This is a genomic window from Pseudomonas sp. P8_229 (assembly GCF_034008635.1).
In the GTDB taxonomy this organism is placed as follows: Bacteria; Pseudomonadota; Gammaproteobacteria; order Pseudomonadales; family Pseudomonadaceae; genus Aquipseudomonas.
Genome location: NZ_CP125378.1, coordinates 2,513,528 through 2,533,375 on the forward strand (window position 1 = coordinate 2,513,528; position 19,848 = coordinate 2,533,375).

Consider the following 19,848-nt stretch of genomic DNA (forward strand, 5'->3'; position numbering starts at 1 on the left):
TCCAATGTGGGATTTGTGTTGTTTCGACTAAATTGCGACGCTCATGAACACCGGCGATTTGGCCAACGCAAACAGGCTGAACACCCGCCAGTTCTGCTCGCGCCGGAAATAGCCTTTGACGAACTCGGCCTTGGAGCCCTGGCGCTTGCTGATCGAGATCGGCTCGAAGCTGTCCTGCTCGAAGTGCTGCAAGCCGAACACCTCATCGACCAGCAGCCCGGCGAACACGTCCTGATGCTCCACCACCAACACCCGCCGCTGTTTGCGCAGTGGCGACAGTTCGTGGCCGAAGAAACCGCAGAGGTCCATGATCGGCAGCAAGCGCCCACGCAGGTTAGCCACCCCTTTGACCCACGGCTTGACCCCGGGCAACTGAGTGAAGCGTGGCTCGTGCAGCACTTCGCTGACTTCGCCCATCGGTGCCACGTACCAGTGCTCGCCGAGGCGAAAACCGATGCCGCTCCAGCGATCCTGGCGACCGGGCTGCGAGGGCAGGTCCGCCGCCAGCAGGCGACAGCGCTGGTCGATCTGCCACAGCAGTTCGAACGCGGTCAGCGATTGGCTCATGACGACGCGTTCAACCGGCCAGCACGTTGTTCAGGGTCTTGATCAGCATGTCTTCTTCGACCGGTTTGGTCAGGTAATCCTTCGCGCCCTGACGGGTGCCCCAGACCTTGTCGGTTTCCTGATCCTTGGTGGTGATGATGATCACCGGGATATGGCTGGTCTCGGCATCCTTGGTCAACTGGCGGGTCGCCTGAAAACCGTTGAGGCCGGGCATGACGATGTCCATCAGCACCGCGTCGGGTTTTTCCTGACGGGCCAGCGCTACGCCGTCGGCACCGTTTTCGGCCTTGAGCACTTCATGGCCGTGCTTTTCCAGCATGCCGGTGAGTTTGTACATTTCAGTCGGCGAATCATCGACGATCAGGATACGTGCCATGGTCTTCCCCATTTTTCTTGTCGACATCCGGCCCGCTGGCCGAGCGTCACTGTACGTGTCTTACTGCGGCAAAACGGCGGCGAAGCCCGGAACGTGGGCCTGAATCGCGTTGAGCAGTTCTTCCTTGCTGAAAGGCTTGGTCAAAAATTGATCAGAACCGACAATCCGCCCCTTGGCCTTGTCGAACAGCCCGTCGCGCGACGACAGCATGATCACCGGCGTGGCCTTGAACGCACTGTTGTTCTTGATTAAAGCGCAGGTCTGATAACCATCCAGACGCGGCATCATGATGTCGACAAAAATGATTCCGGGGTGGTTGTCGGCGATCTTGGCCAACGCATCGAAACCGTCGATGGCCGTGATGACCTCGCAGCCCACATTCTTCAACAGCGTTTCGGCGGTGCGACGAATCGTTTTCGAGTCATCGATCACCATGACCTTCAAGGCGCTGGACTGCTGTTCCATAAGGGGGCTCTACCGTCGCCTTTGCGAATCAAATTGTCCGTTTTGCGATGAGTAATGGCTGGAAACCCTTGATGCTCAAGGGCCAGCACGCTATGCCAGCCTTTTTAGCACAGTCTCCAGATGCAATCTATCGACGGGTTTTTCCTTGACCCAAAACCCTGCCAGCGCCACTCTGGCGGCACTTTTTCAATACCGATCCGGTAGCCAATTTTCGAGGAAAACCCAATGAGCGTTCGCGTCGGGATTGTCATGGACCCTATCGCCAGCATTTCCTATAAAAAGGATAGCTCGCTGGCCATGCTGCTGGCCGCGCAGAAGCGTGGCTGGGAACTGTTCTACATGGAACAGCGCGACCTGTATCAGGGCGAAGGCCAGGCCCGGGCGCGCATGAAGCCGCTGAAAGTCTTCGCCAACCCGGAAAAATGGTTCGAACTGGACGCCGAGCAGGACAACCTGCTGAGCGATCTGGACGTGATCCTGATGCGCAAGGATCCGCCGTTCGACATGGAGTTCGTCTACTCCACCTACCTGCTGGAACAGGCCGAAACCGCCGGCGTGCTGGTGGTCAACAAACCGCAGAGCCTGCGCGACTGCAATGAAAAGCTGTTCGCCACGCTGTTCCCGCAGTGCACGCCACCGACCGTGGTCAGCCGTCGCGCCGATGTGCTGCGTGAATTCGCCGCCAAACACGGCGACGTGATCCTCAAGCCGCTGGACGGCATGGGCGGCACTTCGATTTTCCGTCACCGCGTGGGCGATCCGAACCTGTCGGTGATTCTGGAAACCCTGACCGCCCTCGGCACCCAGCAGATCATGGGCCAGGCTTACCTGCCGGCAATCAAGGACGGCGACAAGCGCATCCTGATGATCGACGGCGTGCCGGTGGATTACTGCCTGGCGCGGATTCCGGCGCAGGGCGAAACCCGTGGCAACCTCGCCGCCGGTGGTCGTGGTGAAGCCCGTCCGCTGACCGACAAGGATCGCTGGATCGCCGCACAAGTCGGCCCGACCCTGCGCGAGAAAGGCCTGCTGTTCGTCGGTCTGGACGTGATTGGCGAAAGCCTCACCGAAATCAACGTCACCAGCCCGACCTGCATCCGCGAAATCGATAATGCGTTCGGCACCGACATCGGCGACATGCTGATGGATGCGATCGACAAGAAGCTGCAAGCCGCCGGCAAAAAGCCACAAGCTTGATGCACGTCACATGCAGTCTGTCGCTTGAAGCGTGAAGCCCAAGGCGTGAAACCAACATTGCGTTATCATGCGCAGCCTCTGAAAAACGCGATGTTGGTTTTCTTGTCATGACCCTCCCGTCCGATCTGCCCGCAGAACTCGCCCATCGTGGCGTGCGCGCGGCCGATCGCCTCGGATTTACCCTGTTTCTCGCGGCGCTGATTCATTTGGCGCTGCTGCTGGGTGTCGGCTTCACCATGGTCGAGCCCAAGCAGATCAGCAAAACCCTGGAAATCACCCTCGCCACCTTCAAGAGCGAAACCAAGCCGAAAAAGGCTGATTTCCTCGCTCAGGAAAACCAGGAAGGCAGCGGCACGCTGGACAAGAAGGCGATTCCCAAGACCACCGAGGTCGCGCCATTTCAGGACAATCAGGTCAAGAAGGTCATCCCGCCACCGGCCGCCAAGCCGCAAGTGCGCGAAGCAGCGCCCAAGGCTGCCGTGACCACAGTGGCGCCGAAACAGCAAAAGGCGCCGACCAAAAAAGAAGAAACCAAGACCGAGACCAAGCCTGCGGTCAACGCACCGACGTTCGACAGCTCGCAGCTGTCCAGCGACATCGCCAGTCTCGAAGCGGAGCTGGCCAATGAACAACAGCTGTACGCCAAGCGCCCGCGCATTCACCGCTTGAGCGCCGCTTCGACCATGCGCGACAAGGGCGCCTGGTACAAGGATGAGTGGCGCAAGAAGGTCGAGCGCATAGGCAACCTCAATTACCCGGAAGAAGCCCGGCGCAAGCAGATCTACGGCAACCTGCGCCTGATGGTCTCGATCAACCGCGACGGCTCGTTGTATGAAGTACTGGTGCTCGAGTCCTCCGGCCAGCCGCTACTGGATCAGGCCGCGCAGCGCATCGTCCGGCTGGCGGCGCCGTTTGCACCGTTTACCGGCGATCTGTCGGATATCGACCGACTGGAAATCATCCGCACCTGGAAATTCGCCCGGGGCGACAAGCTCTCCAGCAACTGAATATTTCTGTGACGATGTGATTCATTGTGGCGAGGGGATTTATCCCCGATGGGGCGCGAAGCTGCCCTGAATACATTGACATGATCTGCCTGACACACCGTGCGTGATGGTGTTGCGACCGCTTCGCAGCCGATCGGGGATAAATCCCCTCACCACAAAGCTCTGTTCCAACAAGGGATCTGTGTTGTTGTCAGCATCTCCAGCTTGTCAGTTTGCCCCCCGAACGCCACACTATCGCTCATGAAAAACGTCAGCCCCAGCTACCTCAAGCATCACTTCCTGATCGCCATGCCGCACATGGCCGACCCGAACTTTGCCCACACCTTGACCTACATCGTCGAGCACACGGCCAATGGCGCCATGGGGCTGGTGGTCAATCGACCGCAAGAGCTGAATCTGGCTGATATTCTCGAGCAATTGCGCCCGGACATCGATCCGCCAGCGCTATGCCAGCATGTACCGATCTTCATCGGCGGCCCGGTGCAGACCGATCGCGGTTTCGTCCTGCACCCGGCGGGCAAGACCTTTCAGGCCACTGTCGAGCTGGACGGTGATCTGGCGCTGTCCACCTCGCAGGACGTGCTGTTCGCCATCGCTGACGGCGTCGGCCCGGCGAAAAGCGTGATCGCCCTCGGCTACGCCGGTTGGGAAGCCGGGCAACTGGAAGCGGAACTCGCCGACAACGCCTGGCTGACCTGCCCATACGATGCCGACATCCTGTTCAACACCAGCAGCGAGCTGCGTCTGGAAGCGGCGGCCAAGCATTTGGGGATCAACCTCAGCCTGCTGACCAGCCAGGCGGGGCACGCCTGATGGCCCTGCGTCTGATTCTCGGCTTCGACTACGGCACCAAACAGATCGGCGTCGCGGTCGGCCAGGTGATTACCGGCCAGGCCCGCGAGCTGTGCACCCTGAAAGCGCAGAACGGTGTTCCCGACTGGAACCAGGTCGAAGCGCTGTTCAAGGAGTGGAAACCCGACGCCGTGGTGGTCGGCCTGCCACTGAACATGGACGGCACGCCCAGCGAAATGTGCCTGCGCGCGGAGAAATTCGCCCGGCGCCTCAATGGCCGCTTCAACGTGCCGTTCTATACCCACGACGAACGCCTGACCACCTTCGAAGCCAAAGGCGAGCGACTGGTGCGTGGCGGACAAAAAGGCAGTTACCGCGACAACCCGGTGGACGCCATCGCCGCCGCCCTGCTGTTGCAGGGCTGGCTCGATGAAAACACTGCTTTGTTTGAATCCTGACAAGCGCTTCGGCGCTTTTCTTTTGAGCTACGACCCGAGCCGCGTCCAAGGACCCGGCTCGATCCCAAGAAGGAGCAACCATGAGCCTGCCAAATCCCGCCGATCTGATCAGCCAGATGGCGACCCGCCTCAAGGCGCACCTTGCCCAACGTGATATCAGCGAACCGCGTTACATCGGCATCCGCACCGGTGGTATCTGGGTGGCGCAGGCCCTGCTCAAGGAGCTGGGCAGCGATGCGCCGCTGGGCACGCTGGATGTTTCCTTCTACCGCGATGACTTCAGCCAGAACGGCCTGCACCCGCAAGTGCGCCCGTCAGCCCTGCCCTTCGAGATCGAAGGCCAGCATCTGGTACTGATCGACGACGTACTGATGAGCGGCCGCACTATCCGCGCCGCCATGAACGAACTGTTCGACTACGGCCGCCCGGCCAGCGTGACCCTGGTCTGCCTGCTCGACCTGGACGCAGGCGAACTGCCGATTCGCCCGAACGTGGTCGGCGCGACCCTGTCGCTGGCCGCCCATGAGCGGGTCAAGCTGTCCGGCCCTGAGCCGCTGACGCTCGAACTGCAAGACCTGAACCCTTAATCCGCCCTATTGAGAGTCCCCCTCGCGATGACGCCTCTAGATACCAAGCGCCCGCTGCAGCTCAATGACCAGGGCCAGCTGCGCCACTTCCTCTCGCTCGATGGCCTGCGCCGCGAGTTGCTGACGGAAATCCTCGACACCGCCGACTCGTTCCTCGAAGTCGGTGCCCGGGCGGTGAAGAAGGTCCCGTTGCTGCGCGGCAAGACCGTGTGCAACGTGTTCTTCGAAAACTCCACCCGCACCCGCACCACCTTCGAACTGGCGGCCCAGCGGCTGTCGGCGGACGTGATCACCCTGAACGTGTCGACCTCGTCGGCCAGTAAGGGTGAAACCCTGCTCGACACCCTGCGCAACCTCGAAGCCATGGCCGCCGACATGTTCGTCGTGCGTCACGGCGATTCCGGTGCTGCGCACTTCATCGCAGAACATGTTTGCCCGCAGGTGGCGATCATCAACGGCGGCGACGGTCGGCACGCGCACCCGACGCAAGGCATGCTCGACATGCTGACCATCCGTCGGCACAAGGGCAGTTTCGAAAACCTCTCGGTGGCGATCGTCGGCGACATCCTGCACTCGCGAGTGGCGCGTTCGAACATGCTCGCCCTGAAGACCCTCGGTTGCCCGGACATCCGCGTGATCGCACCGAAAACCCTGCTGCCGATCGGCATCGAGCAGTACGGCGTGAAGGTCTACACCGACATGAACGAAGGCCTGAAGGACGTCGACGTGGTGATCATGCTGCGCCTGCAGCGTGAGCGCATGACCGGCGGCCTGCTGCCGAGCGAAGGCGAGTTCTACCGCCTGTTCGGCCTGACCACCGCGCGCCTGGCCGGGGCCAAACCCGATTGCATCGTCATGCACCCGGGGCCAATCAACCGGGGTGTGGAAATCGAGTCCGCAGTGGCCGACGGCCCGCATTCGGTGATCCTCAATCAAGTCACCTACGGCATCGCGATCCGCATGGCCGTGCTGTCGATGGCCATGAGCGGGCAAACAGCACAACGTCAATTCGAGCAGGAGAACGCCCAGTGAAGCTCAGCATTCTCGGCGCCCGTGTCATCGATCCAAGCAGCGGCCTGGATCAAATCACCGATATCCACGTTGAAGCCTGCAAGATCGTCGCCCTCGGCGCTGCGCCGGCCGGTTTCACTGCCGTCGAAACCATCGACGCCCAAGGCCTGGTGGCCGCACCCGGGCTGGTCGACCTGAACGTCGCCCTGCGCGAGCCGGGCTACAGCCGCAAAGGCACCATCGCCAGCGAAACCCGCGCTGCGGCGGCCGGCGGCGTGACCAGCCTGTGTTGCCCGCCGAAGACCAAACCGGTGCTCGACACTTCGGCGGTGGCCGAACTGATCCTCGACCGCGCCCGCGAAGCCGGCAACACCAAGGTGTTCCCGATTGGCGCGCTGAGCAAAGGCCTGGACGGCGAACAGCTTGCAGAGCTCGTTGCTTTGCGTGACGCCGGGTGCGTGGCGTTCGGCAATGGTCTGGAGAGTTTCCGCAACACCCGCACCCTGTGCCGGGCGCTGGACTACGCGGCGACCTTCGACCTGACGGTGATTTTCAATTCGCAGGATCACGATCTGGCCGATGGCGGCCTGGCCCACGAAGGCGCGGTCGCCAGCTTCCTTGGTCTGCCGGGCATCCCGGAAACAGCTGAGACCGTGGCCCTGGCCCGTGATCTGCTGCTGGTCGAGCAGACCGGCGTGCGTGCGCACTTCAGCCAACTGACCAGCGCTCGCGGCGTCGCCCTGATCGCCCAGGCCCAGGCACGCGGCCTGAAGGTCACGGCGGATGTCGCGCTATACCAGTTGATCCTCACCGATGAAGCGCTGATCGACTTCAGCAGCCTGTATCACGTGCAACCGCCGCTGCGCACCCGTGCTGACCGCGATGGCCTGCGCGAGGCAGTGAAGTCCGGTGTGGTGTCGGCGATTTCCAGCCACCACCAGCCGCACGAGCGCGATGCCAAACTGGCGCCGTTCGGTGCGACCGAGCCGGGCATCAGCAGCGTTGAGCTGTTGCTGCCACTGGCGATGACGCTGGTCGAGGATGGCTTGCTGGATCTGCCGACGCTGCTCGCACGCCTGAGCGCTGGTCCAGCGGACGCGCTGCGTCTGCCGGCGGGCAAACTGACGGTGGGCGGTGCGGCGGATATCGTGCTGTTCGATCCGAAGGCGTCCACCGTGGCCGGTGAAGGCTGGTTATCGAGGGGCGAGAACTGTCCGTTCCTCGGGCATACATTGCCGGGCGTGGTTCGCTATACCCTGGTGGATGGGCGGATCAGCCACCAGGCTTAACCGGCTGCTGAGGGTCATTGTGGCGAGGGGATTTATCCCCGATGGGGCGCGTAGCGCCCCTAAACCATTCAACCGCGGATGACCTGAATCACCGAGGTTGTAGATTGAGGGCTGCTGCGCAGCCCATCGGGGATAAATCCCCTCGCCACAGGTTACTGGAAGGCGCCCCGGTTCTGCGCGTTACGCAGCGAGACCTGATCGTTCAGCGTCCAGAAGTCATACAACACCCCGACAAAGAACAATCCGCCGGTCAGCAGGTACAGCAAACCGCTGATCCACTTGCCCTGGTACATCCGGTGCACGCCGAACACTCCCAGAAACGTCAGCAGAATCCACGCCACGTTGTATTCGATCGGCCCTGCGGTAAAACGCAGATCGGCCTCGCGATCCATCGCCGGGATCAGAAACACGTCGATCAGCCAGCCGATACCCAGCAGACCGAAAGTGAAAAACCAGATCGTCCCGGTCACAGGCTTGCCGTAATAAAAGCGGTGAGCGCCGGTAAAACCGAAAATCCACAGCAGATAACCGATCACTTTGCTGTGCGTATCCTGGGGTTGAGCAACCTGCTGATAGCGGTTCATGGATGACCTCATTTGCCTCGATAGATAAATTTTTTCTGCATCTCTGTGACTTTTTTGTGTCGAGCCGACAAGTGGTTCGCCAGCGTTACACCTTGCTCAAAGCCTTGCAGGGCTTGGGTTCTGTCCGACAATTGCGCCAAATTACCGCTTGTTGGGCGAAATTGACCACCGGGTTGAATCGACCAACGGCCTCGGAAGGGACAAAAAAGCTGTTATAAAGTTGCGCGCAAACCTTTAAGAGCCACGCCTAATGCGACCATTTTTCAAGACATGGCTAACCATCTGCCTATTAATGCCACTGGCCGCCCACGCCACCAATCGTGAGCAACGTCTTCCCAACGTCAACGGTTTCACCCCTAAATCCCATGCTTCGGCTCCTTCGAGCAAGAGCAGCAAACAAACGAAACACACCACGCTCGCCAGCAAGAATCACGGCAAGCTGGTTCCGCCGATGGCGAACAAGGAAAGCAGCAACGTCCTGAGCCGTGCGGTGAACGTCCTCGGTACTCCTTATCGTTGGGGCGGCAGCAGCCCAAGTAAAGGCTTCGACTGCAGCGGGCTGGTGAAATATGCGTTCAACGACGCCACGTTCGACCTGCCGCGCACTTCCAACGCCATGGCCAGCGGTCATGGCGAGAAAGTCGAGCGCAAGGATCTGAAGCCGGGCGACCTGATTTTCTTCAACATCAAAAGCCGTCGGGTCAACCACGTTGCCATCTACCTGGGCAACGATCGCTTCATCCACGCACCCCGTCGTGGTAAAGCGGTGAGCATCGACACGCTGAACAAGCCGTATTGGGAACAGCATTACGTGGTTGCCAAGCGCGTGCTGCCGAAAGAGCCTGCCGGTAAGCAGATGCGCGTGGTTCAGCGCTAACAGCACGTACCGATCGTTCCCACGCTCTGCGTGGGAATGCCTCAATGGACGCTCCGCGTCCGCTTCGGCAGTGACGCAGAGCGTCCCGGGCTGCATTCCCACGCAGAGCGTGGGAACGATCACTCCCTCAGAAATTATCCGGCGTACGCGCCTTCTCCCGCGCATGCTCGCGACTGATCAAGCCTTTGGTCATCAGCTCCTTCAGGCACATGTCGAGTGTCTGCATCCCCAACGACCCGCCGGTCTGAATCGCCGAATACATCTGCGCCACCTTGTCCTCGCGGATCAGGTTACGGATCGCCGATGTGCCCAGCATGATCTCGTGCGCCGCCACCCGTCCGCCGCCGATCTTCTTGATCAGGGTCTGCGAGACCACTGCCAGCAACGACTCCGAGAGCATCGAACGCACCATCGACTTCTCATCCCCCGGGAATACATCCACCACCCGGTCGATGGTTTTCGCCGCTGAAGTGGTGTGCAGCGTGCCGAACACCAGATGCCCGGTTTCGGCGGCAGTCAGCGCCAGGCGAATGGTTTCCAGATCACGCATCTCACCCACCAGAATCACGTCCGGGTCTTCGCGCAGCGCCGAACGCAGCGCGGTGGCAAAGCTGCGGGTGTCGCGGTGTACCTCGCGCTGGTTGATCAGGCATTTGCGCGATTCGTGGACGAATTCGATCGGGTCTTCAATGGTGAGGATATGGTGATGTCGATGGGTGTTGAGGTAATCGATCATCGCCGCCAGCGTGGTCGACTTGCCGGAACCGGTCGGCCCGGTGACCAGCACCAGCCCGCGCGGCGCATCGGTGATCTTGCGAAAGACATCGCCCATGCCGAGGTCTTCCATGCTCAGCACTTTCGACGGAATGGTGCGGAACACCGCCCCGGCACCACGGTTCTGGTTGAACGCATTGACCCGAAAACGCGCCACGCCGGGGACTTCGAACGAGAAATCCGTTTCGAGGTGTTTCTCGAAGTCGACCCGCTGGGTGTCGTTCATGATGTCGTAGATCAATTCGTGCACTTGCTTGTGATCCAGCGCCGGCAGATTGATCCGCCGCACATCACCATCGACGCGGATCATCGGCGGCAGACCGGCCGACAGGTGCAGGTCGGAAGCGCCCTGTTTGGCGCTGAACGCCAGCAGTTCAGTGATATCCATAGCGTCCCTCAATTCCAGTAGAATGCCGCGAACCTTCAGACCGCCGGCGCCTCTTGATGTCCACGATAGCAGACAACATCCTTCAGGTTAGTTCGCGCATCCAGGCCGCCACCGCCGCTGCCGGGCGCGCTGAAAACAGCGTTCAGTTGCTCGCCGTGAGCAAGACCAAGCCCGCCGGGGATCTGCGTGAAGCCCACGCCGCCGGCCTGCGTGACTTTGGCGAAAACTATCTGCAGGAAGCCCTGGGCAAACAGCTCGAACTGGCCGACCTGCCCTTGATCTGGCACTTCATCGGCCCCATTCAATCGAACAAGACTCGCGCGATTGCCGAGCATTTCGACTGGGTGCACTCCGTGGATCGCCTGAAAATTGCCCAACGCCTGTCCGAACAGCGCCCGGCCGAGCTGCCGCCGCTGAACATCTGCATTCAGGTCAACGTCAGCGGTGAGGCCAGCAAGTCCGGCTGCACCCCGGCCGACCTGCCGGCACTGGCCGAGGCCATCAGCGCCCTGCCGCGCCTGAAATTGCGCGGGTTGATGGCGATTCCCGAGCCGACCGAAGATCGCGCCGAACAGGACGCCGCGTTTGCTGCCGTGCAACGCCTGCAGGCCAGCCTGAATCTGCCGCTCGACACACTTTCCATGGGCATGAGCCACGACCTCGAGTCGGCCATCGCCCAAGGCGCCACCTGGGTGCGGATCGGTACCGCCCTGTTTGGTGCCCGCGACTACGGCCAGCCATGAAATGGCTGACAAACTTCTGAATAAGGACCTGACATGAGCAACACACGTATTGCCTTTATCGGTGCCGGCAACATGGCCGCCAGTCTGATCGGCGGCCTGCGCGCCAAGGGTCTGCAAGCTAGCCACATCCGCGCCAGCGATCCGGGCGAAGAAACGCGCCAACGCGTCAGCGCCGAACACGGCATCGAAACCTTTGCCGATAATGCCCAAGCCATTGACGGCGTCGACGTGATCGTACTGGCGGTCAAGCCACAGGCGATGAAAGCCGTGTGCGAGGCGATTCGCCCAAGCCTGAAACCCAATCAACTGGTGGTCTCCATTGCCGCCGGCATCACCTGCGCGAGCATGACCGCGTGGCTCGGCGAGCAGCCAATCGTACGCTGCATGCCGAACACCCCGGCGCTGCTGCGTCAGGGCGTCAGCGGTTTGTATGCGACCAGCGAAGTGACTGCCGAACAGCGTCAGCAAGCCGAAGAGCTGCTGTCCGCCGTCGGCATTGCCCTGTGGCTCAACGAAGAGCAGCAACTGGACGCGGTTACCGCTGTTTCCGGTTCCGGCCCGGCGTACTTCTTCCTGCTGATCGAAGCCATGACCGCCGCCGGCGTCAAACTCGGCCTGCCGAAGGAAGTCGCTGAACAACTGACCCTGCAAACGGCGCTTGGCGCTGCGCATATGGCGGTGTCCAGCGATGTCGACGCTGCCGAACTGCGCCGCCGCGTGACCTCGCCAAATGGCACCACCGAAGCTGCAATCAAATCATTCCAGGCCAATGGCTTTGAAGCCCTGGTCGAAACCGCACTCGGCGCCGCCGCGCACCGCTCGGCCGAAATGGCCGAACAACTGGGCAAATAAGGAGCCTTACATGATTGGATTGAACACCGCAGCGGTTTACGTGCTGCAAACCCTAGGCAGCCTGTACCTGCTGATCGTGCTGCTGCGCTTCGTCCTGCAACTGGTGCGAGCGAACTTCTACAACCCGCTGTGCCAGTTCGTGGTCAAGGCCACCCAGCCGCTGCTCAAGCCTCTGCGTCGGATTATCCCGAGCGTATTCGGCCTCGACATGTCGTCGCTGGTCCTGGCGATTCTGGTGCAACTGGCACTGATGGCCCTGACCTTGCTGCTGACCTACGGCACCACCGGTAACCCGCTGCAGCTGTTTATCTGGTCGATCATTGGCGTGACCGCGCTGTTCCTGAAGATTTTCTTCTTCGCCCTGATCATCAGCGTGATCCTCTCGTGGGTCGCCCCGGGCAGCCACAACCCGGGCGCTGAGCTGGTAAACCAGATCTGCGAACCGGCGCTGGCACCGTTCCGCAAGATCCTGCCGAACCTCGGCGGTCTGGACCTGTCGCCGATCTTCGCCTTCCTCGCGTTGAAGCTGATCGACATGCTGGTGATCAACAACCTCGCGGCGATGACGATGATGCCGGAAATCCTGCGCCTGCTGATGTGAGCTGGTTTCGCTGGGACGGGGACGATCTGATCCTCGAATGTCATCTGCAACCGGCAGCCCGCAGCGATGATTTCGCCGGGCTGCACGGTGACCGCCTGAAGATCCGCCTCACCGCGCCGCCGGTCGAGGGCAAGGCCAATGCTTATCTGATGGGCTTTCTGGCCAAGGCTTTTGGGGTCTCGAAGAGCCAGGTCAGTTTGCTCAGCGGTGAGTTGAACCGGCAGAAACGGGTGAGGATCTGCTCGCCGAAGAAGCTGCCGGATCTGCCTGGGCTTATGCGTTGATCGTTCCCACGCTCCGCGTGGGAATGCATTCCGGGACGCTCCGCGTCCCCGCCGAAGCGGACGCGGAGCGTCCAATGAGGCATTCCCACGCAGAGCGTGGGAACGAGCGCAGGTAGTTGCTTGCCGCTAACCCCCCCGGTCTTTAGACTTACGCCTCATTTCAACGAGAGCAGGGTCGATGCCAGCTGCCTTTCCCCCCGATTCTGTTGGTCTGGTGACGCCGCAAACGGCGCACTTCAGCGAACCTCTGGCCTTGGCTTGTGGCCGTTCGCTGCCCGCCTACGACCTGATCTACGAAACCTACGGCACGCTGAACGCGCAGGCGAGCAACGCCGTGCTGATCTGCCACGCCTTGTCCGGGCATCACCATGCGGCCGGCTATCACAGCCCCGACGACCGCAAGCCCGGTTGGTGGGACAGCTGCATCGGCCCGGGCAAACCGATCGACACCAACAAGTTCTTCGTGGTCAGCCTGAATAATCTGGGCGGCTGCAACGGCTCTACCGGGCCGAGCAGCATCAATCCGGAAACCGGTAAACCGTTCGGCGCCGACTTCCCGGTACTCACCGTGGAGGACTGGGTGCACAGCCAGGCGCGTCTGGCTGATTTGCTCGGAATCCGCCAGTTCGCCGCAGTGATAGGCGGCAGCCTTGGCGGCATGCAGGCCCTGCAATGGACCATCACTTACCCGGATCGCGTGCGGCACTGCCTGGCCATCGCCTCGGCACCAAAGCTCTCGGCGCAGAACATCGCCTTCAACGAAGTGGCGCGTCAGGCCATCCTCACCGACCCCGAGTTTCACGGTGGTTCGTTCCAAGAAGCAGGCGTGATCCCCAAGCGCGGCCTGATGCTCGCGCGGATGGTCGGGCACATCACCTACCTGTCCGACGACTCGATGGGCGAGAAATTCGGCCGTGGCCTGAAGAGCGAAAAGCTCAACTATGACTTCCACAGCGTCGAGTTCCAGGTCGAAAGCTACCTGCGCTACCAAGGCGAAGAGTTCTCCGGTCGTTTCGATGCCAACACCTATCTGTTGATGACCAAGGCGCTGGACTACTTCGATCCGGCAGCGAACTTCGACGATAACCTGGCGAAAACCTTCGAGAACGCCACGGCCAAGTTCTGCGTGATGTCGTTCACCACTGACTGGCGCTTCTCCCCGGCCCGCTCGCGGGAGCTGGTGGACGCGCTGATGGCGGCGCGCAAGGACGTCAGCTATCTGGAAATCGACGCACCACAGGGCCACGACGCCTTCCTGATTCCGATCCCGCGCTATTTGCAGGCGTTCGGCAATTACATGAACCGAATCACGTTGTGAGAAAGCCATGAGAGCTGATCTGGAAATCATCCAGGAATGGATCCCCGCCGGCAGCCGCGTGCTCGACCTCGGTTGCGGCGACGGCGAATTGCTGACCTGGCTGCGCGACAACAAGAACGTCACCGGCTATGGCCTGGAAAACGACGCCGACAACATCGCCGAGTGTGTGGCCAAGGGCATCAACGTCATCGAGCAGGACCTGGACAAAGGGCTGGGCAACTTCGCCAGCAACAGCTTCGACATCGTGGTCATGACCCAGGCGCTGCAGGCCGTGCATTACCCGGACAAGATCCTCGACGAAATGCTGCGGGTCGGTCGCCAGTGCATCATCACTTTCCCCAACTTCGGTCACTGGCGCTGCCGCTGGTACCTGGCGAGCAAGGGCCGCATGCCGGTATCCGAGTTCCTGCCGTACACCTGGTACAACACGCCGAACATCCACTTCTGCACCTTCGAAGACTTTGAAGAACTTTGTCGCGAACGTGATGCGAAGGTCATTGATCGGCTTGCCGTGGATCAACAGCACCGTCACGGGTGGGCCAGTAAGCTATGGCCTAATCTGTTAGGTGAGATCGGTATCTACCGCGTCAGCAGCCCGGTGCTTGCAGATCATCGGGTCGCGGTCTGAACCACGACATTTCGAGGAGAACGATCATGGGTCGTCTAGCGTTGTTGTTATTTACCGCCTGCCTGAGCGTCACGGCCATGGCAGCCGATGTCATCAAAAGCGAGCGCCAGGAAACCTTCGGTGACGTGACGGTGCACTACAACACCTTCAACTCCACGTATTTGCAGCCGGACATCGCCAAGGCCGCCGAGCTGATCCGCAGCAAGAACCAGGGCGTGATCAATGTCTCGGTGATCAAGGACGGCAAACCGTTGAGCGCCAACGTCACCGGCACGGTCAAAGACCTGACCAGCCAGAGCGTGCCGCTGAACTTCCGCCAGGTCACCGAACAGGGCGCGATCTACTACATCGCCCAGTATCCGGTTGAGCAGCAGGAAACCCGCACCTTTGAAATCAAGGTGCAGAACGGCGACAAGATCAACACTATCAATTTCAACCAAGAGCTTTTCCCCGGCGAATGATGAACCTCAAGCAACTCGTACTGGCCAGCCATAACGCCGGCAAACTCAAGGAACTCCAGGCCATGCTCGGCGACTCGGTGCAACTGCGCTCGATCGGCGAGTGGAGCAAGGTCGAGCCGGAAGAAACCGGCCTGTCGTTCGTCGAGAACGCCATTCTCAAGGCGCGCAATGCCGCACGTATTTCCGGATTGCCGGCGCTGGCCGACGATTCCGGTCTGGCGGTGGATTTCCTTGGCGGCGCGCCGGGCATCTATTCGGCGCGTTATGCCGATGGCAAGGGCGATGCGGCGAACAACGCCAAACTGCTCGACGCCTTGAAGGACGTGCCTGAAGCCGAGCGTGGCGCACAGTTCGTCTGCGTGTTGGCGCTGGTGCGGCATGCCGACGATCCGTTGCCGATCCTCTGCGAAGGCCTGTGGCACGGGCGCATCCTGACCGCCGCCAGCGGCGAACACGGTTTCGGCTACGACCCGCTGTTCTGGGTACCGGAGCGTGACGTGTCCAGCGCCGAACTGAGCCCGGCCGACAAGAACCAGATCAGCCACCGCGCCCGTGCAATGGATCTGCTGCGCCAGCGTCTGGGCCTGAAATGACCGACAGCCCCTCCGCGTCGTCGCTGATCATCGGCGGCGCCGCCTCTTCGCCTCGGGCACCGCTGCCGACGCTGCCGCCCTTGGCGCTGTACATCCACATCCCGTGGTGTGTACGCAAATGCCCGTATTGCGATTTCAACTCGCACACCGCCAGTCCCGTGCTGCCGGAGCAGGAATACGTCGACGCGCTGCTCGCCGATCTCGATCAGGACCTGCACGCGGTTTACGGTCGTGAAATCAGTTCGATCTTCTTTGGCGGCGGCACGCCGAGCCTGTTCAGTGCCGAGGCGCTGGGGCGTTTGCTGGTAGGCGTCGAGCAGCGTATTCCGTTCGCCCATGACATCGAAATCACCCTGGAAGCCAACCCCGGCACCTTCGAACAGGAGAAATTCGTCGCGTACCGCAAACTGGGGATCAATCGCCTGTCGATCGGTATTCAGAGTTTCCAGCAGCAGAAGCTTGAAGCCCTCGGGCGCATCCACAACGGCGACGAAGCGGTGCGCGCGGCCGGCATGGCGCGGCAGGCCGGGTTCGACAACTTCAACCTCGACTTGATGCACGGCTTGCCTGACCAGTCGCTGGAAGATGCCTTGAGCGACCTGCGCCAGGCCATCGAACTGAAACCGACGCACATCTCCTGGTATCAGCTGACACTGGAGCCGAACACGGTGTTCTGGAACCAGCCGCCAGTACTGCCGGAAGACGATACGCTGTGGGACATTCAAGAGGCCGGGCAAGCGCTGCTGGCCGAACACGGTTACGCGCAATACGAAGTGTCGGCTTATGCACAGGCCGGACGGCCGGCGCGGCATAACCTCAATTACTGGAGTTTCGGCGACTTCATCGGTATCGGTGCGGGCGCTCACGGCAAGCTCAGCCATCCGGACGGGCGCATCGTCCGGACCTGGAAGACACGCCTGCCGAAGGACTATCTGAACCCGGCCAAGAGCTTCCAGGCTGGCGAGAAAACCCTGAGCAACGACGAGATGCCGTTCGAGTTTCTGATGAACGCGCTGCGCCTGACTGCCGGGGTGGAATCACGCCTGTATCCCGAGCGCACCGGCCTGCCGCTGGAAGGTCTCACCGAACACCGCAAGGAGGCCGAACAAAGCGGCCTGATGCAGGTCGAACCGTCACGTCTGGCGGCCACCGAGCGCGGACAACTCTTTCTCAACGACTTGCTGCAGAAATTTCTGAGCTGAGCCCACGCCCCAACGGCAGCCCCAAGGAAAAACGCATGGATTTGATACTCGATCTGCTCGCCACCGTGTCCCGCTGGAGCCGCAGCAATCTCTCGGAAATCGCCCTGGCCCTGGTCGGCTGCCTGCTGGTGCTGTTTGGCGCCGACTTCAAAGGCTGGGTCGAGCAACGCCTGGGCAGCATCGCCGGCGCCCTGCGCATACCGCTGATGTCGCTGCTGTGCGTGATCGGCAGTGGCGCCGCACTGATCTACGCCACGCCGTGGGTAGTCAAGGGCTTGAGCCAGTTCAACAACTACAGCCTGGCGCCGGTGTTGTTGGTGGTGCTGGTGTTGATCGGCGTCGTAGCTGACCGCCGCTGATTTTTCGGCCGCTTTTGATCGTTCCCATGCTCCGCGTGGGAATGCCTCAATGGACGCTCTGCGTCCGCTGTGGGACGCAGAGCGTCCCGGGCAGCATTCCCACGCAGAGCGTGAGAACGATCATAGCGTGATGCTTAGGACTGTTTCTCGAACTTCAGATCCCACACGCCATGCCCAAGACGTTCGCCGCGGCGTTCGAACTTGGTGATCGGCCGTTCGGCCGGGCGTGGTACGCACTTGCCGTCTTCGGCGAGGTTGCGATAGCCCGGAGCGACGTTCATCACTTCCAGCATGTACTCGGCGTACGGTTCCCAGTCGGTAGCCATGTGCAGAATGCCGCCGACCTTCAGCTTGCTGCGCACCAGTTCGGCGAACGAGGCCTGAACGATGCGACGCTTGTGGTGACGGCTCTTGTGCCATGGGTCCGGGAAGAACAGCATCAGGCGATCGAGGCTGTTGTCGGCGATGCAGCGGTTGAGCACTTCGATCGCGTCGCAATCATAGACGCGCAGGTTGGTCAGGCCCTGGGTCAGCACGCCATTGAGCAGCGCGCCGACACCCGGACGGTGCACTTCAACACCGATGAAGTCCTGATCCGGCGCGGCGGCGGCCATTTCCAGCAGCGAGTGGCCCATGCCGAAACCGATCTCCAGCGAGCGCGGCGCCGAACGGCCGAACACTTGATCGTAATCCACCGGCGCGTCGGCCAGCGGCAGCACGTACAGCGGCGCGCCCTGATCCAGACCGCGCTGCTGGCCTTCGGTCATGCGCCCGGCGCGCATCACGAAACTCTTGATGCGGCGGTGTTGGCGCTCGTCGCCCTCTTCCGTCTGGATAGGCGTGTCGTTCGATTCAGTCATCAATGGCTCTTACTTGATCAGACCATCCAGCGGCGAAGAGGCGCTGGCATAGAGTTTTTTCGGCATGCGACCGGCGAGGTAGGCCAGACGGCCCGCGACGATCGCGTGTTGCATGGCTTGGGCCATCATCACCGGCTGTTGAGCGTGGGCGATAGCCGAGTTCATCAGCACCGCATCACAGCCCAGTTCCATGGCGATGGTGGCGTCGGAAGCCGTCCCGACACCGGCATCCACCAGCACCGGAATCCTGGCTTCTTCGAGGATGATCTGCAGGTTGTACGGGTTGCAGATCCCCAGGCCCGAACCGATCAGACCGGCCAGCGGCATCACCGCGATGCAGCCGATTTCCGCCAGTTGGCGAGCGATGATCGGGTCATCACTGGTGTAGACCATCACGTCGAAGCCTTCCTTGACCAGCGTTTCTGCGGCCTTGAGGGTTTCGATCACGTTGGGGAACAGGGTTTTCTGGTCGGCCAGCACTTCCAGCTTCACCAGGTTGTGGCCGTCGAGCAGCTCACGCGCCAGGCGGCAGGTGCGCACGGCTTCGATGGCGTCGTAGCAACCGGCGGTGTTTGGCAGGAAGGTGTAGCGCTCCGGCGACAGCACGTCGAGCAGGTTCGGCTCGCCTTCGATCTGGCCCAGGTTGGTGCGGCGTACGGCGAAGGTGACGATCTCGGCACCCGAGGCTTCGATGGCCTGGCGGGTTTCTTCCATGTCACGGTACTTGCCGGTACCAACCAGCAAACGCGACTGGTAAGTACGACCGGCCAGGACGAAAGGCTTGTCGTTACGAACGATGCTCATGGGGAATCCTCTTTAGGGGTGAGGGTCTTGCAGAACTCTGTGCCCTGGCGCCGGGCGATTAGCCGCCGCCGATGGCGTGCACGACTTCGACGTTGTCGCCGTCGCTGAGAACGGTGTCGGCATGCTGGCTGCGCGGGACGATATCCAGATTGAGTTCGACTGCCACCCGGCGTCCGGTCAGTTCCAGACGGGTGATCAGGGCCGCAACGGTCTCGCCGTCGGGCAGTTCAAGGGATTCGCCGTTCAACTGAATGCGCATGCGCTAGGCCGCCATCATTTTTAGGGGCTGGCATTCTAGCCCGATCATGACCTAAAGGTCAGCACCAAGCGTCAAGCGGTTAGCGGCAAGCGCCAGGCGGCCAGCCCCAGGCACAGCCAACCGACCAGGAACGCCAGACCGCCGAACGGCGTAATGATGCCGAGCTTGCTGATACCGGTCATGGTCAGCACGTACAGGCTACCGGAGAACAGCACAATGCCCACTGCGAAGGAAAAGCCGGCCCACGCGACCAGTCGCCCCTGAATTTGCGTGGCCAGCAACGCCACACCGAACAGCGCCAGGGTGTGCACCAGTTGATAGGTCACACCCGTGTGGAAGATCGCCAGATACTCGGGCGTGAGGCGGTTTTTCAGACCATGGGCGGCGAATGCGCCGAGGGCAACACCGGTAAAACCAAAGAAAGCGGCCAGCATCAGAAAGCCACGCAGCATGTGGAACTCCAGTCAGACTCGTTCGGCAGGGTCTGTATAATGGCCCGCTCTATCGGTTCG

27 protein-coding genes are annotated in these 19,848 nt (G+C 61.3%); 18 read left to right on the plus strand and 9 right to left on the minus strand.

Annotation, left to right across the window (positions count from 1 at the left end):
- Positions 1-27: 27 nt before the first annotated feature.
- The 3 genes from QMK55_RS11380 to pilG are packed head-to-tail and all read right to left on the minus strand — an operon-like array spanning position 28 to position 1,408.
- Positions 28-567 (minus strand): chemotaxis protein CheW, encoded by a 540-nt coding sequence (locus QMK55_RS11380; protein ID WP_320329203.1) that lies wholly within the window; start codon positions 565-567, stop codon positions 28-30.
- A gap of 10 nt (positions 568-577) precedes the next feature.
- Positions 578-943, minus strand: a complete 366-nt coding sequence (gene pilH / locus QMK55_RS11385) for a twitching motility response regulator PilH (RefSeq protein ID WP_025109154.1) — start codon at positions 941-943, stop codon at positions 578-580.
- A 60-nt stretch (positions 944-1,003) separates the two neighbouring features.
- On the minus strand, positions 1,004-1,408 hold the full coding sequence (gene pilG, locus QMK55_RS11390) for a twitching motility response regulator PilG (RefSeq protein ID WP_007913673.1): 405 nt from the start codon (positions 1,406-1,408) through the stop codon (positions 1,004-1,006).
- A gap of 225 nt (positions 1,409-1,633) precedes the next feature.
- On the opposite strand from pilG, the gene gshB reads away from it, so the two are divergent.
- The 7 genes from gshB to QMK55_RS11425 all read left to right on the plus strand — a co-directional run bounded on the left by gshB (position 1,634) and on the right by QMK55_RS11425 (position 7,749).
- Positions 1,634-2,605: a glutathione synthase gene (gene gshB / locus QMK55_RS11395; RefSeq protein WP_320329204.1), complete on the plus strand. Its 972-nt coding sequence runs from the start codon at positions 1,634-1,636 to the stop codon at positions 2,603-2,605.
- Between the two features lie 107 nt (positions 2,606-2,712).
- The gene (locus QMK55_RS11400) at positions 2,713-3,612 is read left to right on the plus strand and encodes an energy transducer TonB (RefSeq protein ID WP_320329205.1); all 900 of its coding nucleotides are present in this window, start codon (positions 2,713-2,715) and stop codon (positions 3,610-3,612) included.
- 240 nt (positions 3,613-3,852) lie between these two features.
- On the plus strand, positions 3,853-4,425 hold the full coding sequence (locus QMK55_RS11405; protein ID WP_102358365.1) for a YqgE/AlgH family protein: 573 nt from the start codon (positions 3,853-3,855) through the stop codon (positions 4,423-4,425).
- Positions 4,425-4,862: a Holliday junction resolvase RuvX gene (gene ruvX / locus QMK55_RS11410; RefSeq protein ID WP_003229101.1), complete on the plus strand. Its 438-nt coding sequence runs from the start codon at positions 4,425-4,427 to the stop codon at positions 4,860-4,862. Before QMK55_RS11405 ends, ruvX begins: the two co-directional genes overlap by 1 nt.
- Before the next feature lie 80 nt (positions 4,863-4,942).
- On the plus strand, positions 4,943-5,449 hold the full coding sequence (pyrR, locus tag QMK55_RS11415) for a bifunctional pyr operon transcriptional regulator/uracil phosphoribosyltransferase PyrR (RefSeq protein ID WP_102358364.1): 507 nt from the start codon (positions 4,943-4,945) through the stop codon (positions 5,447-5,449).
- A gap of 27 nt (positions 5,450-5,476) precedes the next feature.
- Positions 5,477-6,481: an aspartate carbamoyltransferase catalytic subunit gene (locus QMK55_RS11420; protein ID WP_102358363.1), complete on the plus strand. Its 1,005-nt coding sequence runs from the start codon at positions 5,477-5,479 to the stop codon at positions 6,479-6,481.
- Positions 6,478-7,749 (plus strand): dihydroorotase, encoded by a 1,272-nt coding sequence (locus QMK55_RS11425; protein ID WP_102358362.1) that lies wholly within the window; start codon positions 6,478-6,480, stop codon positions 7,747-7,749. The genes QMK55_RS11420 and QMK55_RS11425 overlap by 4 nt, the downstream gene beginning before the upstream one ends.
- 152 nt (positions 7,750-7,901) lie before the next feature.
- On the opposite strand, the gene QMK55_RS11430 is transcribed toward QMK55_RS11425, so the two are convergent.
- Positions 7,902-8,333, minus strand: coding sequence for an NINE protein (locus QMK55_RS11430; protein WP_102358361.1), 432 nt, complete (start codon positions 8,331-8,333; stop codon positions 7,902-7,904).
- A gap of 250 nt (positions 8,334-8,583) precedes the next feature.
- Here QMK55_RS11430 and QMK55_RS11435 point away from each other — a divergent pair, with 250 nt between their 5' ends.
- Entirely contained in the window at positions 8,584-9,210 is a 627-nt protein-coding gene (locus tag QMK55_RS11435) for a C40 family peptidase (protein WP_003229112.1), read from the plus strand.
- A gap of 127 nt (positions 9,211-9,337) precedes the next feature.
- Here QMK55_RS11435 and QMK55_RS11440 read toward each other — a convergent pair whose 3' ends face one another.
- Positions 9,338-10,372: a type IV pilus twitching motility protein PilT gene (locus tag QMK55_RS11440; RefSeq protein WP_102358360.1), complete on the minus strand. Its 1,035-nt coding sequence runs from the start codon at positions 10,370-10,372 to the stop codon at positions 9,338-9,340.
- Between the two features lie 56 nt (positions 10,373-10,428).
- Here QMK55_RS11440 and QMK55_RS11445 point away from each other — a divergent pair, with 56 nt between their 5' ends.
- The 10 genes from QMK55_RS11445 to QMK55_RS11490 all read left to right on the plus strand — a co-directional run bounded on the left by QMK55_RS11445 (position 10,429) and on the right by QMK55_RS11490 (position 17,413).
- Complete coding sequence (locus QMK55_RS11445) at positions 10,429-11,115, plus strand: YggS family pyridoxal phosphate-dependent enzyme (RefSeq protein WP_102358359.1); 687 nt, start codon at positions 10,429-10,431, stop codon at positions 11,113-11,115.
- A gap of 33 nt (positions 11,116-11,148) precedes the next feature.
- Positions 11,149-11,967, plus strand: a complete 819-nt coding sequence (gene proC / locus QMK55_RS11450) for a pyrroline-5-carboxylate reductase (RefSeq protein WP_102358358.1) — start codon at positions 11,149-11,151, stop codon at positions 11,965-11,967.
- Positions 11,968-11,977: 10 nt separating this feature from the next.
- The gene (locus QMK55_RS11455; protein WP_102358357.1) at positions 11,978-12,568 is read left to right on the plus strand and encodes a YggT family protein; all 591 of its coding nucleotides are present in this window, start codon (positions 11,978-11,980) and stop codon (positions 12,566-12,568) included.
- Positions 12,565-12,852 carry a DUF167 domain-containing protein gene (locus QMK55_RS11460; protein WP_320329206.1) on the plus strand — a complete coding sequence of 96 codons (288 nt, stop codon included), beginning with the start codon at positions 12,565-12,567 and terminating at the stop codon, positions 12,850-12,852. Before QMK55_RS11455 ends, QMK55_RS11460 begins: the two co-directional genes overlap by 4 nt.
- A 178-nt stretch (positions 12,853-13,030) precedes the next feature.
- The gene (metX, locus tag QMK55_RS11465; protein ID WP_320329207.1) at positions 13,031-14,170 is read left to right on the plus strand and encodes a homoserine O-succinyltransferase MetX; all 1,140 of its coding nucleotides are present in this window, start codon (positions 13,031-13,033) and stop codon (positions 14,168-14,170) included.
- Positions 14,171-14,177: 7 nt separating this feature from the next.
- Positions 14,178-14,798, plus strand: coding sequence for a methionine biosynthesis protein MetW (metW, locus tag QMK55_RS11470; protein ID WP_003229126.1), 621 nt, complete (start codon positions 14,178-14,180; stop codon positions 14,796-14,798).
- Between the two features lie 26 nt (positions 14,799-14,824).
- Positions 14,825-15,259 (plus strand): DUF4426 domain-containing protein, encoded by a 435-nt coding sequence (locus QMK55_RS11475; RefSeq protein WP_102358354.1) that lies wholly within the window; start codon positions 14,825-14,827, stop codon positions 15,257-15,259.
- Positions 15,256-15,852, plus strand: coding sequence for an RdgB/HAM1 family non-canonical purine NTP pyrophosphatase (gene rdgB / locus QMK55_RS11480; protein WP_095186987.1), 597 nt, complete (start codon positions 15,256-15,258; stop codon positions 15,850-15,852). The genes QMK55_RS11475 and rdgB overlap by 4 nt, the downstream gene beginning before the upstream one ends.
- Positions 15,849-17,054 carry a radical SAM family heme chaperone HemW gene (gene hemW / locus QMK55_RS11485; protein WP_320329208.1) on the plus strand — a complete coding sequence of 402 codons (1,206 nt, stop codon included), beginning with the start codon at positions 15,849-15,851 and terminating at the stop codon, positions 17,052-17,054. Before rdgB ends, hemW begins: the two co-directional genes overlap by 4 nt.
- 35 nt (positions 17,055-17,089) lie before the next feature.
- Complete coding sequence (locus tag QMK55_RS11490) at positions 17,090-17,413, plus strand: DUF3392 domain-containing protein (RefSeq protein WP_102358352.1); 324 nt, start codon at positions 17,090-17,092, stop codon at positions 17,411-17,413.
- Positions 17,414-17,547: 134 nt separating this feature from the next.
- On the opposite strand, the gene trmB is transcribed toward QMK55_RS11490, so the two are convergent.
- From trmB to QMK55_RS11510, 4 genes are all read right to left on the minus strand, one after another.
- On the minus strand, positions 17,548-18,273 hold the full coding sequence (gene trmB, locus QMK55_RS11495; RefSeq protein WP_016983240.1) for a tRNA (guanosine(46)-N7)-methyltransferase TrmB: 726 nt from the start codon (positions 18,271-18,273) through the stop codon (positions 17,548-17,550).
- 9 nt (positions 18,274-18,282) lie between these two features.
- The gene (locus tag QMK55_RS11500; RefSeq protein WP_102358351.1) at positions 18,283-19,077 is read right to left on the minus strand and encodes a thiazole synthase; all 795 of its coding nucleotides are present in this window, start codon (positions 19,075-19,077) and stop codon (positions 18,283-18,285) included.
- Between the two features lie 58 nt (positions 19,078-19,135).
- Entirely contained in the window at positions 19,136-19,336 is a 201-nt protein-coding gene (thiS, locus tag QMK55_RS11505; RefSeq protein WP_102358350.1) for a sulfur carrier protein ThiS, read from the minus strand.
- Positions 19,337-19,407: 71 nt separating this feature from the next.
- On the minus strand, positions 19,408-19,788 hold the full coding sequence (locus QMK55_RS11510) for a DUF423 domain-containing protein (RefSeq protein ID WP_102358349.1): 381 nt from the start codon (positions 19,786-19,788) through the stop codon (positions 19,408-19,410).
- Between the last annotated feature and the right edge of the window lie 60 nt (positions 19,789-19,848).

Bases quoted from the DNA above. Each gene is read 5' to 3' on its own strand.
- trmB (WP_016983240.1), bottom strand. From the start codon at position 18,273: ATGACTGAATCGAACGACACGCCTATCCAGACGGAAGAGGGCGACGAG.
- QMK55_RS11430 (WP_102358361.1), bottom strand. From the start codon at position 8,333: ATGAACCGCTATCAGCAGGTTGCTCAACCCCAGGATACGCACAGCAAA.
- pyrR (WP_102358364.1), top strand. From the start codon at position 4,943: ATGAGCCTGCCAAATCCCGCCGATCTGATCAGCCAGATGGCGACCCGC.
- rdgB (WP_095186987.1), top strand. From the start codon at position 15,256: ATGATGAACCTCAAGCAACTCGTACTGGCCAGCCATAACGCCGGCAAA.
- gshB (WP_320329204.1), top strand. From the start codon at position 1,634: ATGAGCGTTCGCGTCGGGATTGTCATGGACCCTATCGCCAGCATTTCC.
- QMK55_RS11490 (WP_102358352.1), top strand. From the start codon at position 17,090: ATGGATTTGATACTCGATCTGCTCGCCACCGTGTCCCGCTGGAGCCGC.
- QMK55_RS11420 (WP_102358363.1), top strand. From the start codon at position 5,477: ATGACGCCTCTAGATACCAAGCGCCCGCTGCAGCTCAATGACCAGGGC.
- pilH (WP_025109154.1), bottom strand. From the start codon at position 943: ATGGCACGTATCCTGATCGTCGATGATTCGCCGACTGAAATGTACAAA.
- QMK55_RS11380 (WP_320329203.1), bottom strand. From the start codon at position 567: ATGAGCCAATCGCTGACCGCGTTCGAACTGCTGTGGCAGATCGACCAG.
- QMK55_RS11405 (WP_102358365.1), top strand. From the start codon at position 3,853: ATGAAAAACGTCAGCCCCAGCTACCTCAAGCATCACTTCCTGATCGCC.
- pilG (WP_007913673.1), bottom strand. From the start codon at position 1,408: ATGGAACAGCAGTCCAGCGCCTTGAAGGTCATGGTGATCGATGACTCG.
- hemW (WP_320329208.1), top strand. From the start codon at position 15,849: ATGACCGACAGCCCCTCCGCGTCGTCGCTGATCATCGGCGGCGCCGCC.
- QMK55_RS11475 (WP_102358354.1), top strand. From the start codon at position 14,825: ATGGGTCGTCTAGCGTTGTTGTTATTTACCGCCTGCCTGAGCGTCACG.
- QMK55_RS11445 (WP_102358359.1), top strand. From the start codon at position 10,429: ATGTCCACGATAGCAGACAACATCCTTCAGGTTAGTTCGCGCATCCAG.
- ruvX (WP_003229101.1), top strand. From the start codon at position 4,425: ATGGCCCTGCGTCTGATTCTCGGCTTCGACTACGGCACCAAACAGATC.
- QMK55_RS11400 (WP_320329205.1), top strand. From the start codon at position 2,713: ATGACCCTCCCGTCCGATCTGCCCGCAGAACTCGCCCATCGTGGCGTG.
- QMK55_RS11500 (WP_102358351.1), bottom strand. From the start codon at position 19,077: ATGAGCATCGTTCGTAACGACAAGCCTTTCGTCCTGGCCGGTCGTACT.
- QMK55_RS11440 (WP_102358360.1), bottom strand. From the start codon at position 10,372: ATGGATATCACTGAACTGCTGGCGTTCAGCGCCAAACAGGGCGCTTCC.
- QMK55_RS11435 (WP_003229112.1), top strand. From the start codon at position 8,584: ATGCGACCATTTTTCAAGACATGGCTAACCATCTGCCTATTAATGCCA.
- QMK55_RS11455 (WP_102358357.1), top strand. From the start codon at position 11,978: ATGATTGGATTGAACACCGCAGCGGTTTACGTGCTGCAAACCCTAGGC.
- thiS (WP_102358350.1), bottom strand. From the start codon at position 19,336: ATGCGCATTCAGTTGAACGGCGAATCCCTTGAACTGCCCGACGGCGAG.
- proC (WP_102358358.1), top strand. From the start codon at position 11,149: ATGAGCAACACACGTATTGCCTTTATCGGTGCCGGCAACATGGCCGCC.
- metW (WP_003229126.1), top strand. From the start codon at position 14,178: ATGAGAGCTGATCTGGAAATCATCCAGGAATGGATCCCCGCCGGCAGC.
- metX (WP_320329207.1), top strand. From the start codon at position 13,031: ATGCCAGCTGCCTTTCCCCCCGATTCTGTTGGTCTGGTGACGCCGCAA.
- QMK55_RS11510 (WP_102358349.1), bottom strand. From the start codon at position 19,788: ATGCTGCGTGGCTTTCTGATGCTGGCCGCTTTCTTTGGTTTTACCGGT.